Origin of the sequence: Rhodococcus jostii RHA1 (genome assembly GCF_000014565.1) — a bacterium.
Taxonomy (GTDB): domain Bacteria; phylum Actinomycetota; class Actinomycetes; order Mycobacteriales; family Mycobacteriaceae; genus Rhodococcus_F; species Rhodococcus_F jostii_A.
The window spans coordinates 325,550-344,321 of the sequence record NC_008268.1; the positions used below are offsets into that span (position 1 = coordinate 325,550).

Consider the following 18,772-nt stretch of genomic DNA (forward strand, 5'->3'; position numbering starts at 1 on the left):
GCCCTCGCAGGACAGGTTCCCTCCACTGGGCCCGGACTGGGAAGCACTCGCAGCGGACGCAGGACGTCGTGCCGGACAACGGGATTCCGGACCGAGCATCCTTTGCGCGCGGTTCGTCGGATGTGTGACCGCATCACGGAGGATGATCACCTCATGGAACGTGCGGAGGCCGGAAGCCGTGGGACGCTCATGACGTTCGACCAGTTCGCGGACATCTTCCGGGACGTCGCCAGTCTCGGCGTCGTCCGGGAGGACTTTCACCGATTCGACGACGTCGTCACCGCGAAACTCTACGACCTGCTCCTCGTCGCGCAGGAGAGCGCGGCCGCCCAGCACCGGCACATCGTCGAACCCACCGACCTGCCGATCACCCGAGGCTTGCAGGAGAATATCGGATTGTTCCGCGAGCTCGGACCCGGCCTCCGGGTAGATCCGATCGTCGAACGACTGGCCGACTACCCGCCCCTCGACGGCATCCTCGCAACCGAAACCCGATCGGGGCTCGCCGACATCACCGGCGGACTCAGCGTCGCCCTCGCGCGCACCTTCCGCGTCGTCTACCCCGAGTTGAGGACCGTGCGGGCACGGACCACGCACTGGTCGGTGATCAGTACCCTCGTCGACCTCTACCTCTGACGTCGCCGACCGCGGCAGACCACTGTTCTTTCGTGACTTCGGAACACCCCCCGGGGTGCAAACATCCACCCCTGGATGGACGGCCGACCACCCCTTCAGGGGGCGGTGCCGGACCCCCCTTCCGGCGAAGACTGGTGTTCGTCCACAAGGGACACGGAAATTCACACACCACACTCAGGAGAAACGCAATGAACTCGACGAAGACACGCATCGCCGCAGCAGCCGCAACGGGCGCCGCCCTCGGACTGGGAATGTTCATGGCCCAGAGCGCCACTGCTGCCGCCGCACCCGCCCAGTCGACGTTCCCGCAAGTCGTCTCCCCCGAATCCGGACTCTCCCCGTACAAGGTCGAGGTCAGGGACCGAATCGGCTGCGCAAACGCGTGGCCCATGGTCGCCTGCGACGCCCCCGACGAAGACGTGCCCCCGCAGGTGACCCTCGTCGAGCCCGGCACCACGCTGGTCGAGCCCGGCGGCACAACTCTTTACGGCCCCGCCGCCGCGACCGTTGACTCCCAGCAGGGTGCCACCATCCACCAGGTCTACTACCCCCTCGAGCCCGACGACGGGGTGATCTCCCACTCGCTCGATCCCGACATGCCCTGGATGTGACACACGGTCGACACCGACTCACTCTGGATCGACAGCACTCTCTTGCGGCCGCCGGGGCCATTCACCTCGGCGGCCGAGACGTGTGCGCTGACGCGCCCCGTGCGCATCTCGGAGTATTTAGAGAGACGAACCATCGATGACATCCGTATCCGCGAGGAGGAGGATGAAACAGACCAGTCTCGTCCTGATCGCGGAACGGGTCTCGCTGTGACGGGTCTCTATCGCGATTCACTACCCCGCAAGTTCCCGATCGAACGTGAGGCGGCCCAGATGACGGCAGAAGACGTGGTGGGCGCGCAGATCGCCGATCAAGAATGTCAGGACTGCGGTTACAAACCGGAGCTGAAGCGAACGCTGGGCTCCTTTCAGGTGTTCGCGGTCTCGTTCGCGTTCATCTCGGTGGCGGTCGGGATCTTCGGCACCTACGATGACGTACTCCGAGACGCCGGACCGGTGGGGATCTGGCTCTGGGTGATCGTGGCGTTGGGGCAGACCCTGGTGGCGCTGGTGATCGCCCAATTCGCGGCCCGCATCCCACTCAGTGGCTCCTCCTATCAATGGGCCTCGCGGCTGGCCAACCCGAAGATCGGCTGGTTGTTCGGTTGGCTCACCTTCTGCTACCTGGCACTCGGCGTGGTGACGGTCGACAACGCGATGGCAAGCTCCGCGCTCATGCCGCTGTTCGGCATGCAGCCCGACGAGAACACGGCGCGCGTGATCACGCTCGTGGTGGTGCTTGTTCAGGCGGTGCTCGTCGTGTTCTCCACGCGCCTCGTCGGGCTGATCACGTCGGGCGCGGTCGGGCTCGAACTGGTGATCGTGGTGGTGCTGGCGATCGGGCTCTTCGCCGCCGTGGCGATCTCGGGCGAGGGCTCGGTCGGCAACCTGACCTCGCGCGGTATCACCGAAGGCGCCCCCAATTACTTCGCCGTCGGCGGCGGGTTGATGGCTGCGATGATCATGGGGCTCGCCACGCTCGTCGGCTTCGACTCCGCGGCGAATATGGCTGAGGAGGCCAAGGATCCGTTTCGCAGCGTCCCGCGCGCGATCGTGGGATCGGTCGTCGCGGCGGCTGTGCTGGGACTGGTGTTCCTGATCGCGCTCACGATTGCGATCAAAGATATCCCCCGGGTGAGCGCCAGTGACACCCCGGTGGCGGCGATCCTGCGCGATCAGCTGGGTCCGGTGATGGAGAGGACCCTCCTGGTCGCGATCGCGTTCGCATTCTTCGGCGCCGGGATGGTGACCCTCGCCACCTGCTCGCGGATGGTGTTCGCGATGTCGCGCGACGCGCGTTTCCCTGCCTACCGGTTGATGCGCCGGGTCAACCCGCGCACGCAGACACCCATTCCGGCGACCATCATGATCGTCGTCGTCGGGGTCGTCCTTATGGCCGTGCTGCCCGGTGGCGCACTGCTGGAGTTGCTCACGGTGGGGACGGTCATCTCGGCGGTCCTCTACGGCGCGATAATCCTCCTCTATCTTGCGGTGCGGAGGCGACTGGATCGTAAGGAGGGCGCGTTCGATCTCGGGCGCTTCGAGCTGCCGGTCGCGATCGGTGCGCTGCTGTGGTCGGCGGTCGTGCTGTTCGTGATCGTGTCGCCCTCGAGTGCACTGACCTCGATCCTGATTGCGGTCGGGTTGCTCCTCGCGGGCGGGTTGTACTTCGCGTACCTGTTGATTTTCAAACGCGAGGTACTGGACACCGAGCCGGGAGACGCCGATGTCTTCTCGCACTGACCGACAGATGAAGCCCCTGACTGCCACCACCGTGCTCACCGGTGACGTGGTGCGTGCCGGCGATTCCCGCTACGAGGCGGCGCGGGTGGGCTGGAACCGCCTGTATTCCCGCTATCCCGAGGCGATCGTGTTCTGCTGTGACACGCAGGATGTGGTCAACGCGGTCCGCTGGGCTCGCACGGAGGGCATCGCCCTGCGTGCCCGCAGCGGTCGCCACAGCCTCGAGGGCTGGTCGTCGATCGACGGCGGGCTGGTCGTCGACGTCAGTCGGATGAAGAGCATCGTGATCGACGAAGCGGCGCGCACCGCGACCGTCGGGACGGGGCTGACGCAGCAGGAGACGGTCGCGGCTCTCGGGCAACGCGGCTTCGTCGTTCCGACCGGCTCGGAGGGCGGCGTCGGTCTCGGTGGCGTGATTCTCGGTGGTGGCTTCGGACTACTGACCCGCAGTATGGGTCTGGCGTGCGACAACCTGCTCGCCGCGGAGGTGGTGGTGGCCGACGGCGCGCGCTCGGCGAAGGTCGTGGAGGCCACCGAGCACAGCAACTCCGACCTGCTGTGGGCGTGCCGTGGCGGGGGCGGCGGCAACTTCGGGATTGCGACGTCCTACACATTGAGGCTGCACGAGCTCTCGAACGTCACATTCCTCGTCGCGAGGTGGACCGGTCACGACGACCTGGGCGCCCTGCTTCGCGTGTGGCAGCGCGACGCGCCGGTCGCCGACGAGCGGCTGACCAGCGCGCTGGAGGTCGATACCACCGCGGTCGAACTGTCTGCGCTGCTGTTCGGCGGTGCGCGGCGGGAACTCGAGGACCAACTTCGGTCGCTGCTGGCGATCGGCAATCCCGACGTGACCGTGACGGAGGGCCCCTGGCAGACCGTGTACGGCGACGTCGACAGGGGGCCGAACGACGTCGCCCTCTGGAAGTTCTACTCGCAGTTCGTCACCCGGCCTTTCCCCGACGAGGCGATCGATCTGATCGTCCACTACATGGCCAACACGCCCAGCCCGCCGAGCAATTTCTTCTGCTCGAGCTTCGGCGGTGCCGTCCGGCACGCTCCGCCCGGCGGGTCCGCGTTCCCGCACCGCGACGCGCTGTTCTACTGCGAACCGGGGGCCGCCTGGAACGACCCCGCCCTGAACTCGACGGCACTGGGCTGGGCGGCCGACTTCTGGCGGGCGCTGCGCCCCTATGGCGACGGCGCCTACGTCAACGTGCCCAACGCCGCCGCGTCGGACTGGGAACGCGAGTACTACGGTTCCCACCGCGAGCGGCTGCGCGAGGTCAAGGCCACCTACGACCCGGAGAACGTGTTCAGCTTCGAACAGAGCGTCCCCCTGTCGCCGGTTGACCCGTCCCGAGTCCTAGGCTGGGGCGATGGCGGTCAACCGGAGTCGCAGGGCCAGGGGCGCCCGTAAACGCAAGCGTCGGATGGAGAGTGTCGAGCACGACCTCACCGCGGAGCAGTGGAGTGCGCTCACCGAGGCGTGGGGTGGCTGCGCATACTGCGGCACGACCGACAAGCCGCTGCAACGCGACTGCGTGCAGGCGCTGTCCCGCGGCGGGCGTTACACCCTCGACAACATCGCCCCGGCCTGCGGCTCGTGCAACGCCAGTAAGTGCAACGACGAAGTCACCGGCTGGCTGCGGCGCAAGCGGCTCGACGAGCGCGCCTTCCTGTTGCGTCACATCGAAATCAAGACAGCGCTCGCGCTGCGATTCCCCACACCCCCGGACACCGAACTCGAAGCGCCGGAATCCACTGCCCCGTGACGACGGCGCCTGCTACTTGGTGCCGAAGAGACGGTCGCCGGCGTCCCCGATGCCGGGCAGGATGTAGCCGTGCTCGTCGAGTTGACGGTCGACGGCGGCGGTGTAGATCGGGACGTCGGGATGCGCCTTGTGCAGGGCGGCAACGCCTTCGGGACAGGTCAGCAGGCAGACGAACTTGATGGATTTGGGGCCGCATTCCTTCAACCGCTCCACTGCCGCCACGGCGGAGTTGCCGGTGGCAAGCATCGGGTCGATCACCACCACGTCGCGCTCCTGCAGATCGCCGGGCATCTTGAAGTAGTACTCCACGGCTCCGAGGGTTTTGGGATCGCGGTAGAGACCGATATGGCCGACGCGCGCGCCCGGCACAATTGTCAGCATGCCGTCCAGGATGCCGGTGCCCGCGCGCAGAATGGAGACGAAGACCAGCTTCTTACCGTCGATGACCTTGCCGGTGGTGAATTCCAGCGGTGTCTCGACGTCGATCTCCTGCATCGGGATGTCGCGGAGGACCTCGTACGTCATCAGCGCGGAGATCTCGTTCGCCAGCCGACGAAAGCTGTTGGTGGAGGCATCCTTACGGCGCATCATCGTGAGCTTGTGCTGCACCAGCGGGTGCTCGATCACGTGTACCGTGCCCATGTAGTCGTCCTCGTTTCTTCTAGAAGACCGTGCCGTCGCTGACGATGTTCAGCGGCGGCAGCCCACCCCGCGAGCGCTGTGCCAGCGCGCGGCCCGCCGCCCAGGTGCCGCCCTCCAAGACGCAGGCCAACGGCATCTCTCCGGGATCCACGCCCAGACGTGCGCGCACCAGCGGGGCCAGTTCGTCCAGCAGGGCTACCGTCAACGCGCGCCACTCGACCACCAATTCGTCTCCGGCCGTCCAGTTTTGTGCAGCCCAGGCCGGATCGTGCAGGCGGAGCACACCGGTATCGAGAAGCAGACCGCCGTTGCGGTATTCGGGCAGGCCGGTCAGCTCGTCCAACCCGACCACCCGAACGCCCGCCCATTGGAAGGGCTCCAGCAACGAATAACTCAGCCACTGCGACAGTTTGTGAAACGGCATCCAGCCCCGCGTCAAGCCCGGACCGGCCACCGCGTCGTGGCGCCAGACGTCGCCCAACGGTTCGGCGTCGATGGCGTTGCCCGTCGGCCAGATGCCCGACAGCGACGTCAGGAGCTGCGACAGGATGTCGTGGGCGGCGACCGTCGCCGTGGCGGCACCCTGTGGGGCGACCAGCAGATCGAACAGGCCACCCGGCCGGCCGTGCGTGCCGAACACTTCGGGCTGCGCGGCGAGCGCCTCGCCCAGCCGCCGAAGCAGCAGCACGCGACCTTCGAGGCCCACCAACGGGTTGGATGGGCCGGCCTGGAACACCTCGGCCAGCCGGTCCGTGTCCAGCCCGCACAGCCCGGCCGCATCGACCTGCAGCGGGTGCGCCGCGTCGCTCGAGAACAGGCCGCTGAGGAACGCGTGCCAGCTCGCGACGCCCAGGCCCTCGGAACGGGCGAACCGCTGCCCGCCGTGCACCTCGTGGTAGTGCCAGTCGGGACCGGCACCTGCGTCGAGAAGGACGCTGACCACGGCCAGGTCGATCATGGCGCGGGCGCGGCCCGGCGCGTCCAGCGCGGTCAGCCGTGCATCCAGCTCGGCCTTGCGGTCCACGCCGCCGGCTTCGAAATGGCGCCAGCGGCTGTGGTACGGAATTTTCAGGTCGGGATAGCGGGCACGCGTGACGTCGGCGACCTCCGCCGCGGCCGCTTCCAATGCGTCGTCGTCGACGCCGAACCAGAGTGAATCGCCCTCGCGCGCACGGGACAGCAGCTGTCGCGCGCGCTCCCGCACGGCCGACGTGGTACGCAGAGCCGCGGCCGCACCCTCGGCCCGCCCGGTGTCCAGAACGGGACCGACACCGGTCACGCTCATCCGTCCAACTCCCGGCCCTTGACCTTCGCCAATTCGTCAGCGTCCGGCACAGCGCCCGGCGTGAAGTAGCCGGCCGCCATCTTGGCGTCGATCTCCACGCGCGCGTCGGCCGGGATCAGGTCCGCGGGAAGGTCCACTCGCTCCCCGACCTCGATACCCGAGCCGGTGATGGCGTCATACTTCATGTTGCTCATGGAGACCAGGCGGTGGATCTTTCTGACGCCCAGCCAGTGCAGCACGTCGGGCATCATTTCCTGGAACCGCATGTCCTGCACGCCGGCCACGCATTCGGTGCGGGCGAAGTACTGATCGGCGGTGTCGCCGCCCACCTGGCGCTTGCGCGCGTTGTAGACAAGGAACTTGGTCACCTCGCCGAGCGCACGGCCCTCCTTGCGGGAGTACGCCACCAGGCCCACGCCACCGCGCTGCGCACCCTGGATGCACTCCTCGATCGCATGCGTGAGGTACGGGCGGCAGGTACAGATGTCGGAACCGAACACGTCCGAGCCGTTGCATTCGTCGTGTACGCGTGCGGTCAGCTCCACCCCTGGATCGGCCAGGTCACGAGCGTCGCCGAAGATGTACACGGTCTGACCCCCGATCGGGGGCAGGAACACCTCGAGGTCCGAGCGCGTCACGAGTTCGGGGTACATGCCGCCGGTCTCCTCGAACAGCACGCGGCGCAGATCCGTCTCGCTGCAGTGAAAGCGCTCCGCCACACCCGGCAGGTGCCAGACCGGCTCGATCGCCGCCTTGGTTACCAGCGCAGCACCGCTGGGCAGCAGGAAGCGGCCGTCCGGGTGCAGGCGACCTTTCTGGATGGCCTCCATGATCTCCGGCAGGATCACATGCGCCTTGGTGACAGCGATGCTGGGGCGAATGTCGTGACCGGCCGCCAACTCGGCGGCGAAAACCTCGGCCACCGTGGCACCCCACGGGTCCAGGCTCACGATCTTGCCGGGCTCGCTCCACTGCGGGTACGGGCCGATGATGTTCGTGGGCGCGGTGTCGGTGAGGTCGGCCTTGTGATGGCGCGACAGCGCGCCCGACGCCACCGCCAGTGCCCGGTAGATGCTGTACGAGCCGCTGTGCGTTCCGATCACGTTGCGGTGGGCGCGGTTGGTGGTGGTACCGACCACGGGTCCGCGCTCGGACGGCGTGGGTGCTCCCCAGTGGATCGGCAGGGCGCCGACACCGCCGCTGTGTGAGGTCAATCGGATGTGGCCGCCGGTGGGCTCGGGGGTGGCGGCGACGGATTCAGCGGACATGACGTTCCTCCGTTAAGGAAGGCCCGGCGGCACGGGATGCCGCCGGAACGTGTCTCCGGCGCCGGATGCTGCCGACCACCGGAAACCGAAGCATAACCACTCTTTCGCCACAATGTCGTGTGGCGAAGACGGCGGCGAGCGAATGCTGACGAGGTACACGGTGACAGAGCCTGGGATAGTGTCGCCGAGGTGACGAAGAATCGAGCGCGAGCCGTCGACCTGCGAACCCAGATCGAGGCGGACGACGTCTTCGCGCGGGGCTACGCGTTGCGAGCCACTGTGCCGTCGAGTGCGCACGAGAGCGCCGCGGTCGGCGCGGGACGGCCGGATGTGCTCGATTTCGTCGAGGCCAGCAATCGAGGAAGGCTGGCTAATCTGATCCCGCTGCGAATCGGTCGGATGATCGCCTCCCCGTTCGCTTTCTTCCGCGGCGCCGCCGGCCTGATGGCGGCCGACCTCGCAGACTCTCCGGTTACCGGATTGACAGCGCAGTTGTGCGGCGACGCGCATGCGGCCAACTTCGGCCTGTACGGCACACCGGACGGTCACATCGTCATGGACATCAACGATTTCGACGAAACCCTCCCCGGTCCGTGGGAGTGGGATCTCAAACGCCTCGCCGCGAGCCTGGTCCTCGCCGGACGCGAAGGCGGTGTGTCCGAGAACGGCTGCATCGAGGCCGCCGAAGACGCCGTCAAATCGTATCGGCGCACCATTCGCGATCTCGCCGAACTGCCATTCCTTCAGTCGTGGAACGCGCTCCCGGACAAGTCGGTGCTCGAGCGGGCCAAGGCCGACGCTCTGCTCGACGACTTCGACAAGGCCGCGCAGAAGGCGCGGCGCAATACCAGCGAGAAGGTCGCGGCGAAGTGGACCGCCCACCTCGAAGATCACGAGACCGGGATCCGCCGACGACGGTTCATCGACGACCCGCCGGTCCTCACCCACGTCGATCGCGCAACCGCCGACGCCGTGACCGACGGTCTGGAACTGTATGTCGACTCACTGCGCGAGTCCCGCAGGAACTTGATCGCCCGATTCGCCGTGTCCGACGTCGCGTTCCGGATCGTCGGAACCGGCAGCGTGGGTCTGCGCAGCTATATCGCCCTCCTGCACGGTAATCGGGACGAGGTGCTCGTACTTCAACTGAAGCAGGCCCGGCCGTCCGCACTATCGGCGTACCTACCGGTCGACGAGCCGAAACACGAGGGCAAGCGGATAGTGCACGGCGCCCGGCTGGTGCAGGCGGAATCGGACATTCTGCTGGGCTGGACGACCATCGACGGCCTCCCTTTCATCGTGCGGCAGTTCCGAAACCTCAAAGGGGACATCGATCCAACCGGTCTCGAGCAAGATCATCTCGACGACTACGGCCGGCTCGCAGGCGCCCTGCTCGCGCGTGCACACACCCGCTCGCTCGATCCGCGGGTGCTCGCCGGCTACTTCGCCAACGACACGGAACTGGACGAGGTGATCGGGCGGTATGCCGTCAGCTACGCCGATCAAACCGAAGCCGACCACGCAACACTGGTCGCCGCGGTGAAATCCGGGCGGATCGCCGCCGAGCCGGCCTGATCCGGCACGGCGGAACGGCCTGAAACACGCGAGCTCGATGGTGGCGACCCGAGAGAGGTCGCCACTCCCTCGAGATACGAGGCGCGGTTGCACCTCGCATCCACCCGAGCCGGACTGCCTCGGTTACGTGAGTGTGAGTGGCGACCTCTTTCGTCGCAACGAGAACGTACCTCGCACCTCCGACATGAATTCGCGCGTCCAGTGGTAGCCGGCCGCAGCGAGAAATGAGGGACAAGCAGTTGGTCGACTCCCCTACGGCACGTAGAAGATGCCTCTTGCTCCCACGTACTCGACCAGGTTCCCCATGGCGGAGGCGGTAACAACCCCGGTACCGGTGTGGGCAACCCCAGGCTTGTCTTTGGTCACGGAAGCAACACCCGATGTTCCGTTGGACAGGTTGGTCCAGCCAACCCACAGCACGACGGTTTCCATGAGTGCTGGGTCATGAAACGTCACGACCCCCGGCGCATCGCCAGTAACCGCAACCGGGACGTCGATACAGGCGGGGAAGCAATAGCCGAAAGTCCCTGAAGCCCACACGCGGGGTATCTGAAACGGCGCCGACACCGGCGCCGCTGTGGCCGCACCAGGACACCAGACCAGTGGAGTCGCGGCGAGACCCACAACCAGAACGGCCCTACGAAGAGACCATCGGCGACGGTTCATTCGCACGAGCCTCTCGTCCGTGAAAACGACAACTCGGCACCCTCTCCGACGCAAGTACTTGCCTCATCGTAGCGATCGTTCCTGGTCAGCACGCGGAAATACCGGCGAACGCATCGGTCCGACGCCTGGTGCCACGCCCCACTGATTGCAGCGGGACCGGCCCGCAATCGGCACTGCGTTCAGGGCGGCGGCCTTCCGACGGACGCTCGGCCGGCACCGCCGCACGCTCGATTGCCTCCTGCCAGATATTCGACCCAGGAAGTGCACCGCATGATCTCCACCCGGTCGGCTCAATACTGATGCGAGTGCGAGCGCATCGCGCGTGCCGCCTGCAGGCTCTCACAGGACTCAGCACCGGCAGAGCGTCGGCACCGCCAGGTCATCCACCGGACTGACAAATCAAGCACGCGCGGCACCACGAGGTACACCGCGGTGGGAACAACGACACCGGTGAGCGACAAAGCCCGCAGCCATGTCGGCCAGGTGCTTGTGATCGGGCCCGACAAGGTCATCACCGTCATACCCAACGTGACGAGCGGGAAGATGGACACCCAAGTGACGACCACCCGCAAGTGGATGGACGGGGCCCTCGCCGGCACGAGATCCCGAGCGCGCCCGTCGACACGTTCCGTTCGCGGAGGCCGGCGCCTCGTGGTCGTCGGAGCGAAATGTTCGAACACCGTAGATGCGAGGGCAAGAGATTCCATCCTGAGGTAGCCCTTCTCGTAACTCCAACTATTCAGTTGCCTTGACCGTAGGGGCTGGACATGCAGATTGCAACCAGACAGTTGGAGTTGTCGTAGGATGCAGCCGTGGCGTGGGATACCGAACGAACCAAGAGACTTCTCATCGAGGCCGGGGTTGCAGAATTCAGTTCGTTCGGGTTGGCCGGTGCCCGTGTCGATCGGATCGCCGCGAAAGCAGGCGTGAACAAAGAGCGCATCTACCAGTACTTCGGCAAGAAGGAAGCCTTCTTCAGCGCGGTCCTCGAACATGAACTCGCAACCACGCTTGCCGCTGTCGAGCTGTCCGGTCACGGGGTCGTCGCCATCGCCGACTACGCCGGTCGCCGATTCGACTACCAACGCGAGCACCCCACTTTCACCCGTCTGCTGTTCTGGGAAGGACTCGAACTCGAGGCACCTGTCGCGGAAGCATCGCGACAGAAGCACGCTCAGGCGATAGTCGCCAGCGCGCGGGAAGCTGTCCCCGAACTTTCCGAGAGCGACGCCCAGGAACTGCTCATCACCGTGATCACCCTCGTCGACGGCTGGGTAGCTCTCCAGACCGCAGACCGGCTGTTTTCGCCACCTCTTCCGCGTGGCCGCGACCGTGACTCGCGCCGACGCGATTTCATCGTGATGACGGTTGAGGCCGCCACGCGAGCCGCACTCACCCGAAGCCAGTCGGCCCGGACCCAACCCACCGCCGGCTCGCCGCGGATGGGTGATGCGGGTTCCGCATTGCGGTCCTCCCGAGCGGATCGAGCTGGCAAGGTCTAATCATGGCGTTCGGGTGGCGTTCGGTCACTGCAGAGTGGCCGCTGGTGATTCCACCGGTCTCCGTTGCGGTGTTGGGCGTGACCTGGGGCCGGAACATCGGCACGGTTCTGGCGCTCGTCGTGGCGGTGGTGCTTCGGTGCAGTGCTTGCCGCTGTTCATCACGCCGAGGTGGTTGCACACAAGGTCGGTGAGCCGTTCGGATCGCTGATTCTCGCTGTCGCCGTCACCGTCATCGAGGTCGGATTGATCGTGACGCTGATGATCTCGGGTGGCCCGGCGACGGCCTCGTTGGCCCGCGACACGGTATTCGCGGCTGTGATGCTCACCGTCAACGGAATCATGGGGTTGTCGCTGTTCGTAGGCGCACGAAGATACGGGGTTGCGCTGTTCAATGCGGAAGGTACGGGCGCGGCACTGGCGACCGTAGCGTCGCTGGCTACCCTGAGCCTGGTGCTGCCGACCTTCACGACAAGCCGGCCGGGCCCCGAATTCTCCTCGGCTCAGTTGATATTCGCGGCAGTGGCCTCGCTGGTTCTGTACGGGATGTTCGTCCTCACCCAAACCGGACCGCATCGACACTTCTTCCTGCCCGTCATCCCCGACGAACCTGTGGCCGTCGAGGACCGGAACGCGGCACCCCCGTCGGGCAGGGTGGCGGGCATGAGCCTCGCGCTGTTGGTGCTGGCGCTGTGCGCAGTCGTGGGATTGGCGAAGGTCGAGTCCCCCACGATCGAGGACGCAGTCGAGGATGCCGGATTGCCACAATCCATCGTCGGTGTGGTCATCGCGCTGCTCGTGCTTCTGCCGGAAACCCTCGCCGCGGTCCGGGCGGCGCAGAGAAACCGGATCCAGATCAGCTTGAATCTGGCCCTGGGATCGGCGATGGCCAGCATCGGGTTGACCATTCCGGCCATTGCGGTTGCCTCGATCTGGCTGGACGGACCACTTCTGCTCGGCCTCGGTCCCACCCAGGTGGTGCTGCTCGCCATCACCGTGGTGGTGGGCATGCTGACGGTGGTCCCGGGCCGTGCCACCCGCCTCCAAGGTGGCGTCCACCTGGTGCTGCTGGCTGCCTATGTGTTCCTCTCCGTCAACCCCTGACCGTCGCCCCGCGCGTCGCCGCTCGTGCAGACGTCACCAGCGAACCTCCCCGAGATGCGTTCGGGTAAGTTTCCGCGCATGGAAACCGCATCGTGGGTCGGCGCGGCGGCTGCGGTGCTGTTCGGTGCCACCACAGCCGCAGCCTGGCGGAAGGCAGCCCTCGCCGATCAGGCCAGGCGTGAGGCCGAAGTTGCGCTGGACGTGGCGCTCGAACAGGTCACCGCGTTGACCCGGATCGCCGAAGCCGCGCAGCGAGCATTCCCACAGCCGGAGCACGTCGAGTTCGAAGTCCAGCGCATCCGTGGCCCCGTCGACCGGTTCCGGCTCCGCAACGTCGGAACGGGTATCGCCACCGACGTGCGGTTCGTCGTCGATCCAGTCGAGGAGCAGAATCGCCGGATTCCCACGCCGCAATGGCTGCAGGAAGAACCAGTCACGTTGCTGCCGAAGGAGTGGGCCGACTTCGCCGCGAGCGCGTTGTCGCCCGTCAGCGGCTCGTGGCGAATCGTGTTTCCGGCGTTCGTCACCGTGATCTGCGACGAAGCCGGCGCTCCGCAACGGGTGGACCTGCCAACGGTTGTCGTTGCCGAGGACGGCGTGATCGGCTGACTCCGAGACCCGCACCTGGCGAGCAGCGGGGCCGTCAACGACTTTCCTGCCCCAGACGGTTCCCGACGCGATCGAACCATTCGAGTACCGCACGTTCGTACACGATCCCGAAGTCGAGCGTGGCCAGTGCAAATCGGTTGGAACCGTGGACCGCGGCGTCACGCTCGTACTCGGCGAGCTGACTTTCGTGCGCTGCGCGGTGCGAGTCCAGCATCGCGGCCAACCGCTCGGGCGGAAGGTGCGCACCGAACGCGACGGTGAGCAGCATCGGATACCGGATGTTCTCCGGCGCGGGGTCGCGCTCGATCCACTCCGCGAACGCCCGGCGACCGTCCTCGGTGAGCGTGTAGGGCTTGCGCTCTCGGGCGCCCCGTTCCCCCGCCTCGATCAACCCTCCACGCTCCATTGCGGCGAGCTCCCGATACACCTGGCTGGTCGTGATCGACCAGAACTTGCCGATTCGTTCCTGCGCGGTGACCACCAGGTCCCACCCGGTTTTCGATCCCTCGTGCAGGAACCCGAGGAGCGATGCCGCAGTGGCGTTGAGGGGACGTTCAGCCATGGCACGGTCCTTCGCGCAGTCGGGGGTTGACATTCCACTGTGGCATATCGATCATAGTGGTAGCGACATTCCACAGTGGAATGTCATCGCTGAGGAGGGTCCGATGCAGTACGCGGACAACATCCGGATATCCGATTCCGAACGCGAGCAGGTCGTCGGAGAACTCGGACGGCATCTCACCGAGGGGCGACTGACCATCGGCGAGTTCGACCAGCGGGTGGCACAGGTGTACCAGTCGACGACCCAGCAGCAGGCGCATCAGGTGTTGCGTGATCTTCCGTCGGCACCCCAGGCAGTTGCCCTCGCGCCGCCCAGGGCACCGACGGCCCACCCGTCGCGTCGTCGCATCCCGGGTCACCAGCGGATCGAGTGGCTCGCCTGGCTCGCCGCCGGAGGAATCAACATCGCGATCTGGGGCATCGTTTCGCTCGCTACCGGCGTGATGATCTACCCCTGGCCGATCTGGGTGATCGGCCCGTGGGGGTTGGTGCTGCTGGGCAGGACGGCGCTCGGCCGCGAGGGCGGGTGCAGCAGGATCACCGATGCGCTGCACGACGACCGGACGAAAGTCGCCGTGAGTCGCTGAATCTCCGCGGACGAATGGCATGTCGATGTGCCGGTTCGTCGATTCGTAGCGGCGACGATGTCGTCGGGCTCGACTCCGGCCGCGCGCAGCAGCAAGGCCACCGCGACCCCGGTACGGTCCTTGCGGCGAGCCGGGCACCGTGGTTCGGCGCATCGGCATCGGCCTCGGCATCGGCATCGGACAGCAGCGAGAACTGGTGCTCGGTGTCGAGAGGCCGTGACCAGGAAGAACGGTCATTGTCCCCGCCCGACGAGGGCCGCGAGGACCAGAAGATAGGTATACCCCCCGGTGATTCGGCCGATGCGCCATCTCCCCGTAGTGGGCGACGATGTGACCTGTCTCATACTCACGAACCGGGGTCGCCCGTTGGTCCGACGCCGCCACTGACGGAGGGTGCTCGCACCGATGAATGCAGAACCGATTACCTGCGGTGATTACGTCACGGCAACCTTCGCGCGTGATTTCGTCGCCGAGGGATTCGACCACGACGCCGTCGAACGCATCTACAGCGGTCTGTTCGACGAGTGGAGTCACGCCCTTGCTCAATCGGGTCTGTTCACCAACAGAACCGTCGCGGCCGCGCTCCACTCCTGGCAGGACGACCCACACTCGCTCCTCGACGCCCTGCTCGCGAACGCGGACGAGATGACCCTCAAGCGCTACGACCTCGTCTGGGAAGCTCTGGAGCGCTCCCACGTCGGTTCGGCCGAACCCCTCGCCGAATACGCATGACGCGGCCGCCCACGGCAGTGGCGCCGCGAAGTCCACCTGAGTCGTTCAACCCCACTTTCACAGACACCACCGACCACACCGACGAACGAGAACAATGAGCACCAACACGTACCCGACCATCGAAACCATCCGCATCGGGCAGTCCGGTCACGAATGCCGCTACTGCGGGCACGCCGTCGTCAAGGACGGCCCAGGCTACCGGCACACCACCACCGGCCAGTACCGCTGCGATCCTGCCAGTCGAGCAGTGAACGAAGCCCGGCTGTCCAACAGCTTGGTTCGGAGCTGAGCACGATGAACGTGCAAGCGATGCAGGTGAGCACGGCGCCCGAGGGGCTGGGCCGGTACCGCGACGCGGTCGATGCGCTGCACGCCTTCGACAATCCCGGCCACCGAACCGACCCTCGCACGGCGCTGCTGTTCGACAGCCTCACCGATGATCTGATCGAGGCAGCCCAGACTGCGGGAGCGGGCGACACGGTGTCACAGCGCGACATCGTCGCCGTGATCGACACCGCGATCTCCCGCCCGCGCCCCTCACTCTGAACCTTCTGCGGCACTCAAGTGCGATCGAAGCGGGCAGGCTAGGAGTGGGCAGTGACGGTCAACTCGATTCCACTTCCCCGCCTGATGGTGTTGTAGATCGGGCAGGACGACTCGAATCTCGCAGCCAGTGAGTCGGCCGTCGGCTGGTCCACCCCGTGAATCTCGATGCGCACTTCGGTGAAGTCGTAGCGAGTCGGGTCGGCCGTACCCCGCCGATGGGATGCGTGGACCTCGATGTGCTCGACGCGGATGTCGTCGGCCTCGGCGTTGGACTGGATGTTCGCCATTGCGCACGAAACGATCGCTGCCAGGAGCAGTTCACCGGCCTGGATTGCCTCGGCCGGGCCGAACCTCGAATCCGAGACGAGGTGGTTCTCGCGGGCATCGAGAATGAATCGTCCAGGCACCCCGGACACCGTGTGCCCGGACACTTCCGCGACGCCGGAACTCACAGTGCGGCCTCGGCGCCTCGACGCACCCGGTTGGCCCACTCCCCGCTCTGCACTCGGGGTAGTCCGAGGTTCTCGCGCAGATTGCTCCCCTCGTACTCCTTGCGGAACAGTCCTCGCTTCTGCAGCTCGGGAACCACGTGACGGGTGAAGTCCTCGAATCCTCCCGGCTGGTACGGAGCCTGCACCATGAACCCGTCGCAGGCCCCCTGCCCGAACCATTCCCCGAGTCCGTCGGCGACTTCTGTTGCAGTGCCGATGAATCCACCTTCGACGCGACCGCCGTAGCGCTTCCCGAGCTCGCGCAGCGTCAGCCCCTCCCGCTCGGTCATCTCCCTGACCTCCTGGTAGTGGCCTTCGACGCCGGGAACCTCGACGTCGGGGAGTCGCTCGTCGAGTGGGAACGTCGACAGGTCCACGTCCAAGTGGTACGCGAGTGTGGACAATCCACCGAGGGGCGGTACCAGGTCGAAGAGTTCTTCGAATGTCTGCTGCGCGATCGCCGTCGTGGCCCCGACGACGGGCGCGATGGACGGGAGGATCTTCACAGATTCGGGGTCGCGGCCGTGAGCGGCGGCCCGTTCCTTGATCTCCTTGTAGAAGTCCTGCGCGGATTCGAGGGAGGCGTGACTGCAGAAGATCACGTCGGACCACCGTGCGGCGAAGTCCTTTCCCTTCGCGGACGCGCCGGCCTGGATGACCACCGGGTAGCCCTGCGGAGGCCTGGGGACATTGAGCGGCCCCTGCACGGTGAACCAGTCACCCTTGTGACGGATCGGGTGTACTCGATCCGGATCGGCGAACAGCGGCTGTTCGGTATCGAGGACGAGAGCGTCGTCCTCCCAGCTGTCCCAGAGCTTCCCTGCGACCTCGAGGAATTCGTCGGCCCGCTCGTATCGCTGGTCACGGGGAAACTGTTCGTCCCGGTTGAAGTTCCGCGCTTCCGACTCCTGGAAGGAGGTCACCACGTTCCAGGCGGCACGTCCCTCGGTCAGGTGGTCCAGGGTGGCGAAGGACCGCGCGACGGTGAACGGTTGCGCGTACGTGGTGGAGACCGTGGCTGCGAGACCGAGATGCGACGTGACCGCACCCATCGATGACAGCACGTGAAGTGGGTCGAGTCGCATCGAGCCGAGTGCACCGTTGCGTAGCTGGGAATCGGGGCTGCCACCGAAGCGGTCGGGCACCGAGAGGATATCGGCGAAGAACACGAGATCGAAACGTGCGTCTTCGAGCGTGCGCGCGATGTTCTGGTAGTAGCCGGCGCTGAGCCAGCCGGGAACCGATCCCGGGTACCGCCAGCCGCCGGGCCGACCGGGGCCCGCGGTGACGAAGGCGGCCAGATGCATACGAGAGGGAGACATGTGCGGTGATACCTACTTCGCGAGAGCCTGAGCGATAACCGACTTGATCGAGTCGAAACGCGAATCCTGCAACCAGGTTGTCACGTCGACTCGGTCCGGGTACACGCCGAGGTCGTGGAAGTTGTCCGCGAGATCCTGGGTTCCGTTGATCGCCGCCGCATCGACCGCAGTGAATTCGCCTGCACCGGAATAGGACAGACGTCTCGCCTTCACCAGGTCGAGATACACCTGCTCCTCGAGATCACTGTTCCCGAAACCACCCAGTTCGGCGAACGCGGAGACCGCCACCTCGGGGTTGCCGTCGATCCAGCGCTGCGCATCGCGCACGTTCCGGACGAGTGTGGCGGCGGCATCCGGGTGGTTGAATGCGAAGTCCTCACTCGCGACGAAGAAGGCGTAGTCGTACGTCTTCACGTCGGGAAGAGCGACCGCATTGTGTTTCCGCTTGGCCAACTCGATGGTGGGCTGCCAACTGATCCACGCGTCGACCTTGCCCTCCGCGAAGGCGGCCTCCGCGTCTGCGGCAGGAAGATTGACGTACTCGATGTCTTCGAGCGTGAGGCCGACCGATTCCAGATACTTCACCAAGCTGTACGTGCCGGTGGTGCCGCGATGATCCGCGACTTTGCGCCCTCGCAGATCTGCACCCGACGTGATGTCCGATCCCTGCGGCACCAGGATGTCGACCTCGTTGGCGGGAAGTGGATAGGCAACCAGCGGAACGATCGGCACACCACCGCCGATGGCGTAGATCACCGCGGTGGCAGTGGCGAAGGAGAAGTCGACACTTCCCGATTTGACGGCCTCCATCACTGGCAGCGAAGCCGGGAAACCCGACGGCCACTGCACGGGGACGCCCAGATCCTTGGCGAGGTCGAATCCGCCCAGGTTGTTGCGCAGGATCGTGCCGGGCTCGGCCTTTCCGTCGCCGATCAATGCGTATCGCACCTCGGTCAGCGGACCGCCCGCTGCGCCGGATGCCGATGCACCGCAGCCGGTCAGCGAGAGGGCCGACAAGCCCAGGACTCCGGCGCCGGAGGCCCTGAGGAATCCTCGCCGATCGAGGGCACGGAGTTGTGAAGTGACGCGGGGTGACATGAGGGTGAGGGCCTTTCCAATGGGA

At 66.1% G+C, this 18,772-nt stretch carries 20 protein-coding genes and 1 pseudogene; 13 read left to right on the forward strand and 8 right to left on the reverse strand.

Annotated features, from left to right (window positions below):
- The first annotated feature begins 153 nt into the window (after positions 1–153).
- The 5 genes from RHA1_RS01270 (at position 154) to RHA1_RS01290 (ending at position 4,762) form a co-directional block, all read left to right on the forward strand.
- Entirely contained in the window at positions 154–636 is a 483-nt protein-coding gene (locus RHA1_RS01270) for a DUF1931 family protein (RefSeq protein ID WP_009472807.1), read from the forward strand.
- Positions 637–824: 188 nt separating this feature from the next.
- A complete protein-coding gene (locus RHA1_RS01275; protein WP_011593545.1) occupies positions 825–1,247 on the forward strand; it encodes a hypothetical protein in 423 nt (140 codons plus the stop codon).
- A 270-nt stretch (positions 1,248–1,517) separates the two neighbouring features.
- A complete protein-coding gene (locus RHA1_RS01280) occupies positions 1,518–2,987 on the forward strand; it encodes an APC family permease (RefSeq protein ID WP_029538492.1) in 1,470 nt (489 codons plus the stop codon).
- Between the two features lie 7 nt (positions 2,988–2,994).
- On the forward strand, positions 2,995–4,407 hold the full coding sequence (locus tag RHA1_RS01285; RefSeq protein WP_011593547.1) for an FAD-binding oxidoreductase: 1,413 nt from the start codon (positions 2,995–2,997) through the stop codon (positions 4,405–4,407).
- A gap of 13 nt (positions 4,408–4,420) precedes the next feature.
- A complete protein-coding gene (locus tag RHA1_RS01290; RefSeq protein ID WP_011593548.1) occupies positions 4,421–4,762 on the forward strand; it encodes an HNH endonuclease in 342 nt (113 codons plus the stop codon).
- Between the two features lie 12 nt (positions 4,763–4,774).
- Here RHA1_RS01290 and upp read toward each other — a convergent pair whose 3' ends face one another.
- From upp to RHA1_RS01305, 3 genes are read right to left on the reverse strand one after another with little or no spacing between them, the layout of a single operon-like run.
- The gene (gene upp / locus RHA1_RS01295) at positions 4,775–5,404 is read right to left on the reverse strand and encodes a uracil phosphoribosyltransferase (protein WP_009472812.1); all 630 of its coding nucleotides are present in this window, start codon (positions 5,402–5,404) and stop codon (positions 4,775–4,777) included.
- A gap of 19 nt (positions 5,405–5,423) precedes the next feature.
- Positions 5,424–6,689, reverse strand: coding sequence for a URC4/urg3 family protein (locus tag RHA1_RS01300; protein ID WP_011593549.1), 1,266 nt, complete (start codon positions 6,687–6,689; stop codon positions 5,424–5,426).
- Positions 6,686–7,957 carry a GTP cyclohydrolase II gene (locus tag RHA1_RS01305; RefSeq protein ID WP_009472814.1) on the reverse strand — a complete coding sequence of 424 codons (1,272 nt, stop codon included), beginning with the start codon at positions 7,955–7,957 and terminating at the stop codon, positions 6,686–6,688. Before RHA1_RS01305 ends, RHA1_RS01300 begins: the two co-directional genes overlap by 4 nt.
- Before the next feature lie 189 nt (positions 7,958–8,146).
- On the opposite strand from RHA1_RS01305, the gene RHA1_RS01310 reads away from it, so the two are divergent.
- A complete protein-coding gene (locus RHA1_RS01310; protein WP_029538490.1) occupies positions 8,147–9,532 on the forward strand; it encodes a DUF2252 domain-containing protein in 1,386 nt (461 codons plus the stop codon).
- 252 nt (positions 9,533–9,784) lie between these two features.
- On the opposite strand, the gene RHA1_RS49190 is transcribed toward RHA1_RS01310, so the two are convergent.
- The gene (locus RHA1_RS49190) at positions 9,785–9,964 is read right to left on the reverse strand and encodes a hypothetical protein (protein WP_009472816.1); all 180 of its coding nucleotides are present in this window, start codon (positions 9,962–9,964) and stop codon (positions 9,785–9,787) included.
- Positions 9,965–11,010: 1,046 nt separating this feature from the next.
- On the opposite strand from RHA1_RS49190, the gene RHA1_RS01320 reads away from it, so the two are divergent.
- The 3 genes and pseudogenes from RHA1_RS01320 (at position 11,011) to RHA1_RS01330 (ending at position 13,410) form a co-directional block, all read left to right on the forward strand.
- Positions 11,011–11,700: a TetR/AcrR family transcriptional regulator gene (locus RHA1_RS01320; protein ID WP_009472819.1), complete on the forward strand. Its 690-nt coding sequence runs from the start codon at positions 11,011–11,013 to the stop codon at positions 11,698–11,700.
- Between the two features lie 2 nt (positions 11,701–11,702).
- Positions 11,703–12,801 (forward strand): annotated as a pseudogene (locus RHA1_RS01325) (calcium:cation antiporter).
- 78 nt (positions 12,802–12,879) lie between these two features.
- Positions 12,880–13,410, forward strand: coding sequence for a hypothetical protein (locus tag RHA1_RS01330; RefSeq protein WP_237726824.1), 531 nt, complete (start codon positions 12,880–12,882; stop codon positions 13,408–13,410).
- A gap of 34 nt (positions 13,411–13,444) precedes the next feature.
- Here RHA1_RS01330 and RHA1_RS01335 read toward each other — a convergent pair whose 3' ends face one another.
- Complete coding sequence (locus tag RHA1_RS01335; RefSeq protein ID WP_011593554.1) at positions 13,445–13,972, reverse strand: PadR family transcriptional regulator; 528 nt, start codon at positions 13,970–13,972, stop codon at positions 13,445–13,447.
- A gap of 103 nt (positions 13,973–14,075) precedes the next feature.
- On the opposite strand from RHA1_RS01335, the gene RHA1_RS01340 reads away from it, so the two are divergent.
- The 4 genes from RHA1_RS01340 (at position 14,076) to RHA1_RS01355 (ending at position 15,836) form a co-directional block, all read left to right on the forward strand.
- Entirely contained in the window at positions 14,076–14,558 is a 483-nt protein-coding gene (locus RHA1_RS01340; protein WP_029538488.1) for a DUF1707 SHOCT-like domain-containing protein, read from the forward strand.
- 405 nt (positions 14,559–14,963) lie between these two features.
- Positions 14,964–15,290, forward strand: coding sequence for a hypothetical protein (locus tag RHA1_RS01345; protein ID WP_011593556.1), 327 nt, complete (start codon positions 14,964–14,966; stop codon positions 15,288–15,290).
- A gap of 94 nt (positions 15,291–15,384) precedes the next feature.
- Positions 15,385–15,579, forward strand: a complete 195-nt coding sequence (locus RHA1_RS01350) for a hypothetical protein (RefSeq protein ID WP_009472825.1) — start codon at positions 15,385–15,387, stop codon at positions 15,577–15,579.
- Positions 15,580–15,584: 5 nt separating this feature from the next.
- On the forward strand, positions 15,585–15,836 hold the full coding sequence (locus RHA1_RS01355) for a hypothetical protein (RefSeq protein ID WP_011593557.1): 252 nt from the start codon (positions 15,585–15,587) through the stop codon (positions 15,834–15,836).
- A gap of 38 nt (positions 15,837–15,874) precedes the next feature.
- Here the strand turns inward: RHA1_RS01355 and RHA1_RS01360 are convergent, their stop codons facing one another.
- Genes RHA1_RS01360 through RHA1_RS01370 form a run of 3 tightly spaced genes read right to left on the reverse strand, consistent with a single transcriptional unit; the run spans position 15,875 to position 18,747 of the window.
- On the reverse strand, positions 15,875–16,288 hold the full coding sequence (locus RHA1_RS01360) for an OsmC family protein (RefSeq protein ID WP_011593558.1): 414 nt from the start codon (positions 16,286–16,288) through the stop codon (positions 15,875–15,877).
- Complete coding sequence (locus RHA1_RS01365) at positions 16,285–17,649, reverse strand: LLM class flavin-dependent oxidoreductase (RefSeq protein WP_011593559.1); 1,365 nt, start codon at positions 17,647–17,649, stop codon at positions 16,285–16,287. The genes RHA1_RS01360 and RHA1_RS01365 overlap by 4 nt, the downstream gene beginning before the upstream one ends.
- 12 nt (positions 17,650–17,661) lie before the next feature.
- Positions 17,662–18,747 (reverse strand): NrtA/SsuA/CpmA family ABC transporter substrate-binding protein, encoded by a 1,086-nt coding sequence (locus RHA1_RS01370; protein WP_011593560.1) that lies wholly within the window; start codon positions 18,745–18,747, stop codon positions 17,662–17,664.
- Positions 18,748–18,772 lie beyond the last annotated feature (25 nt).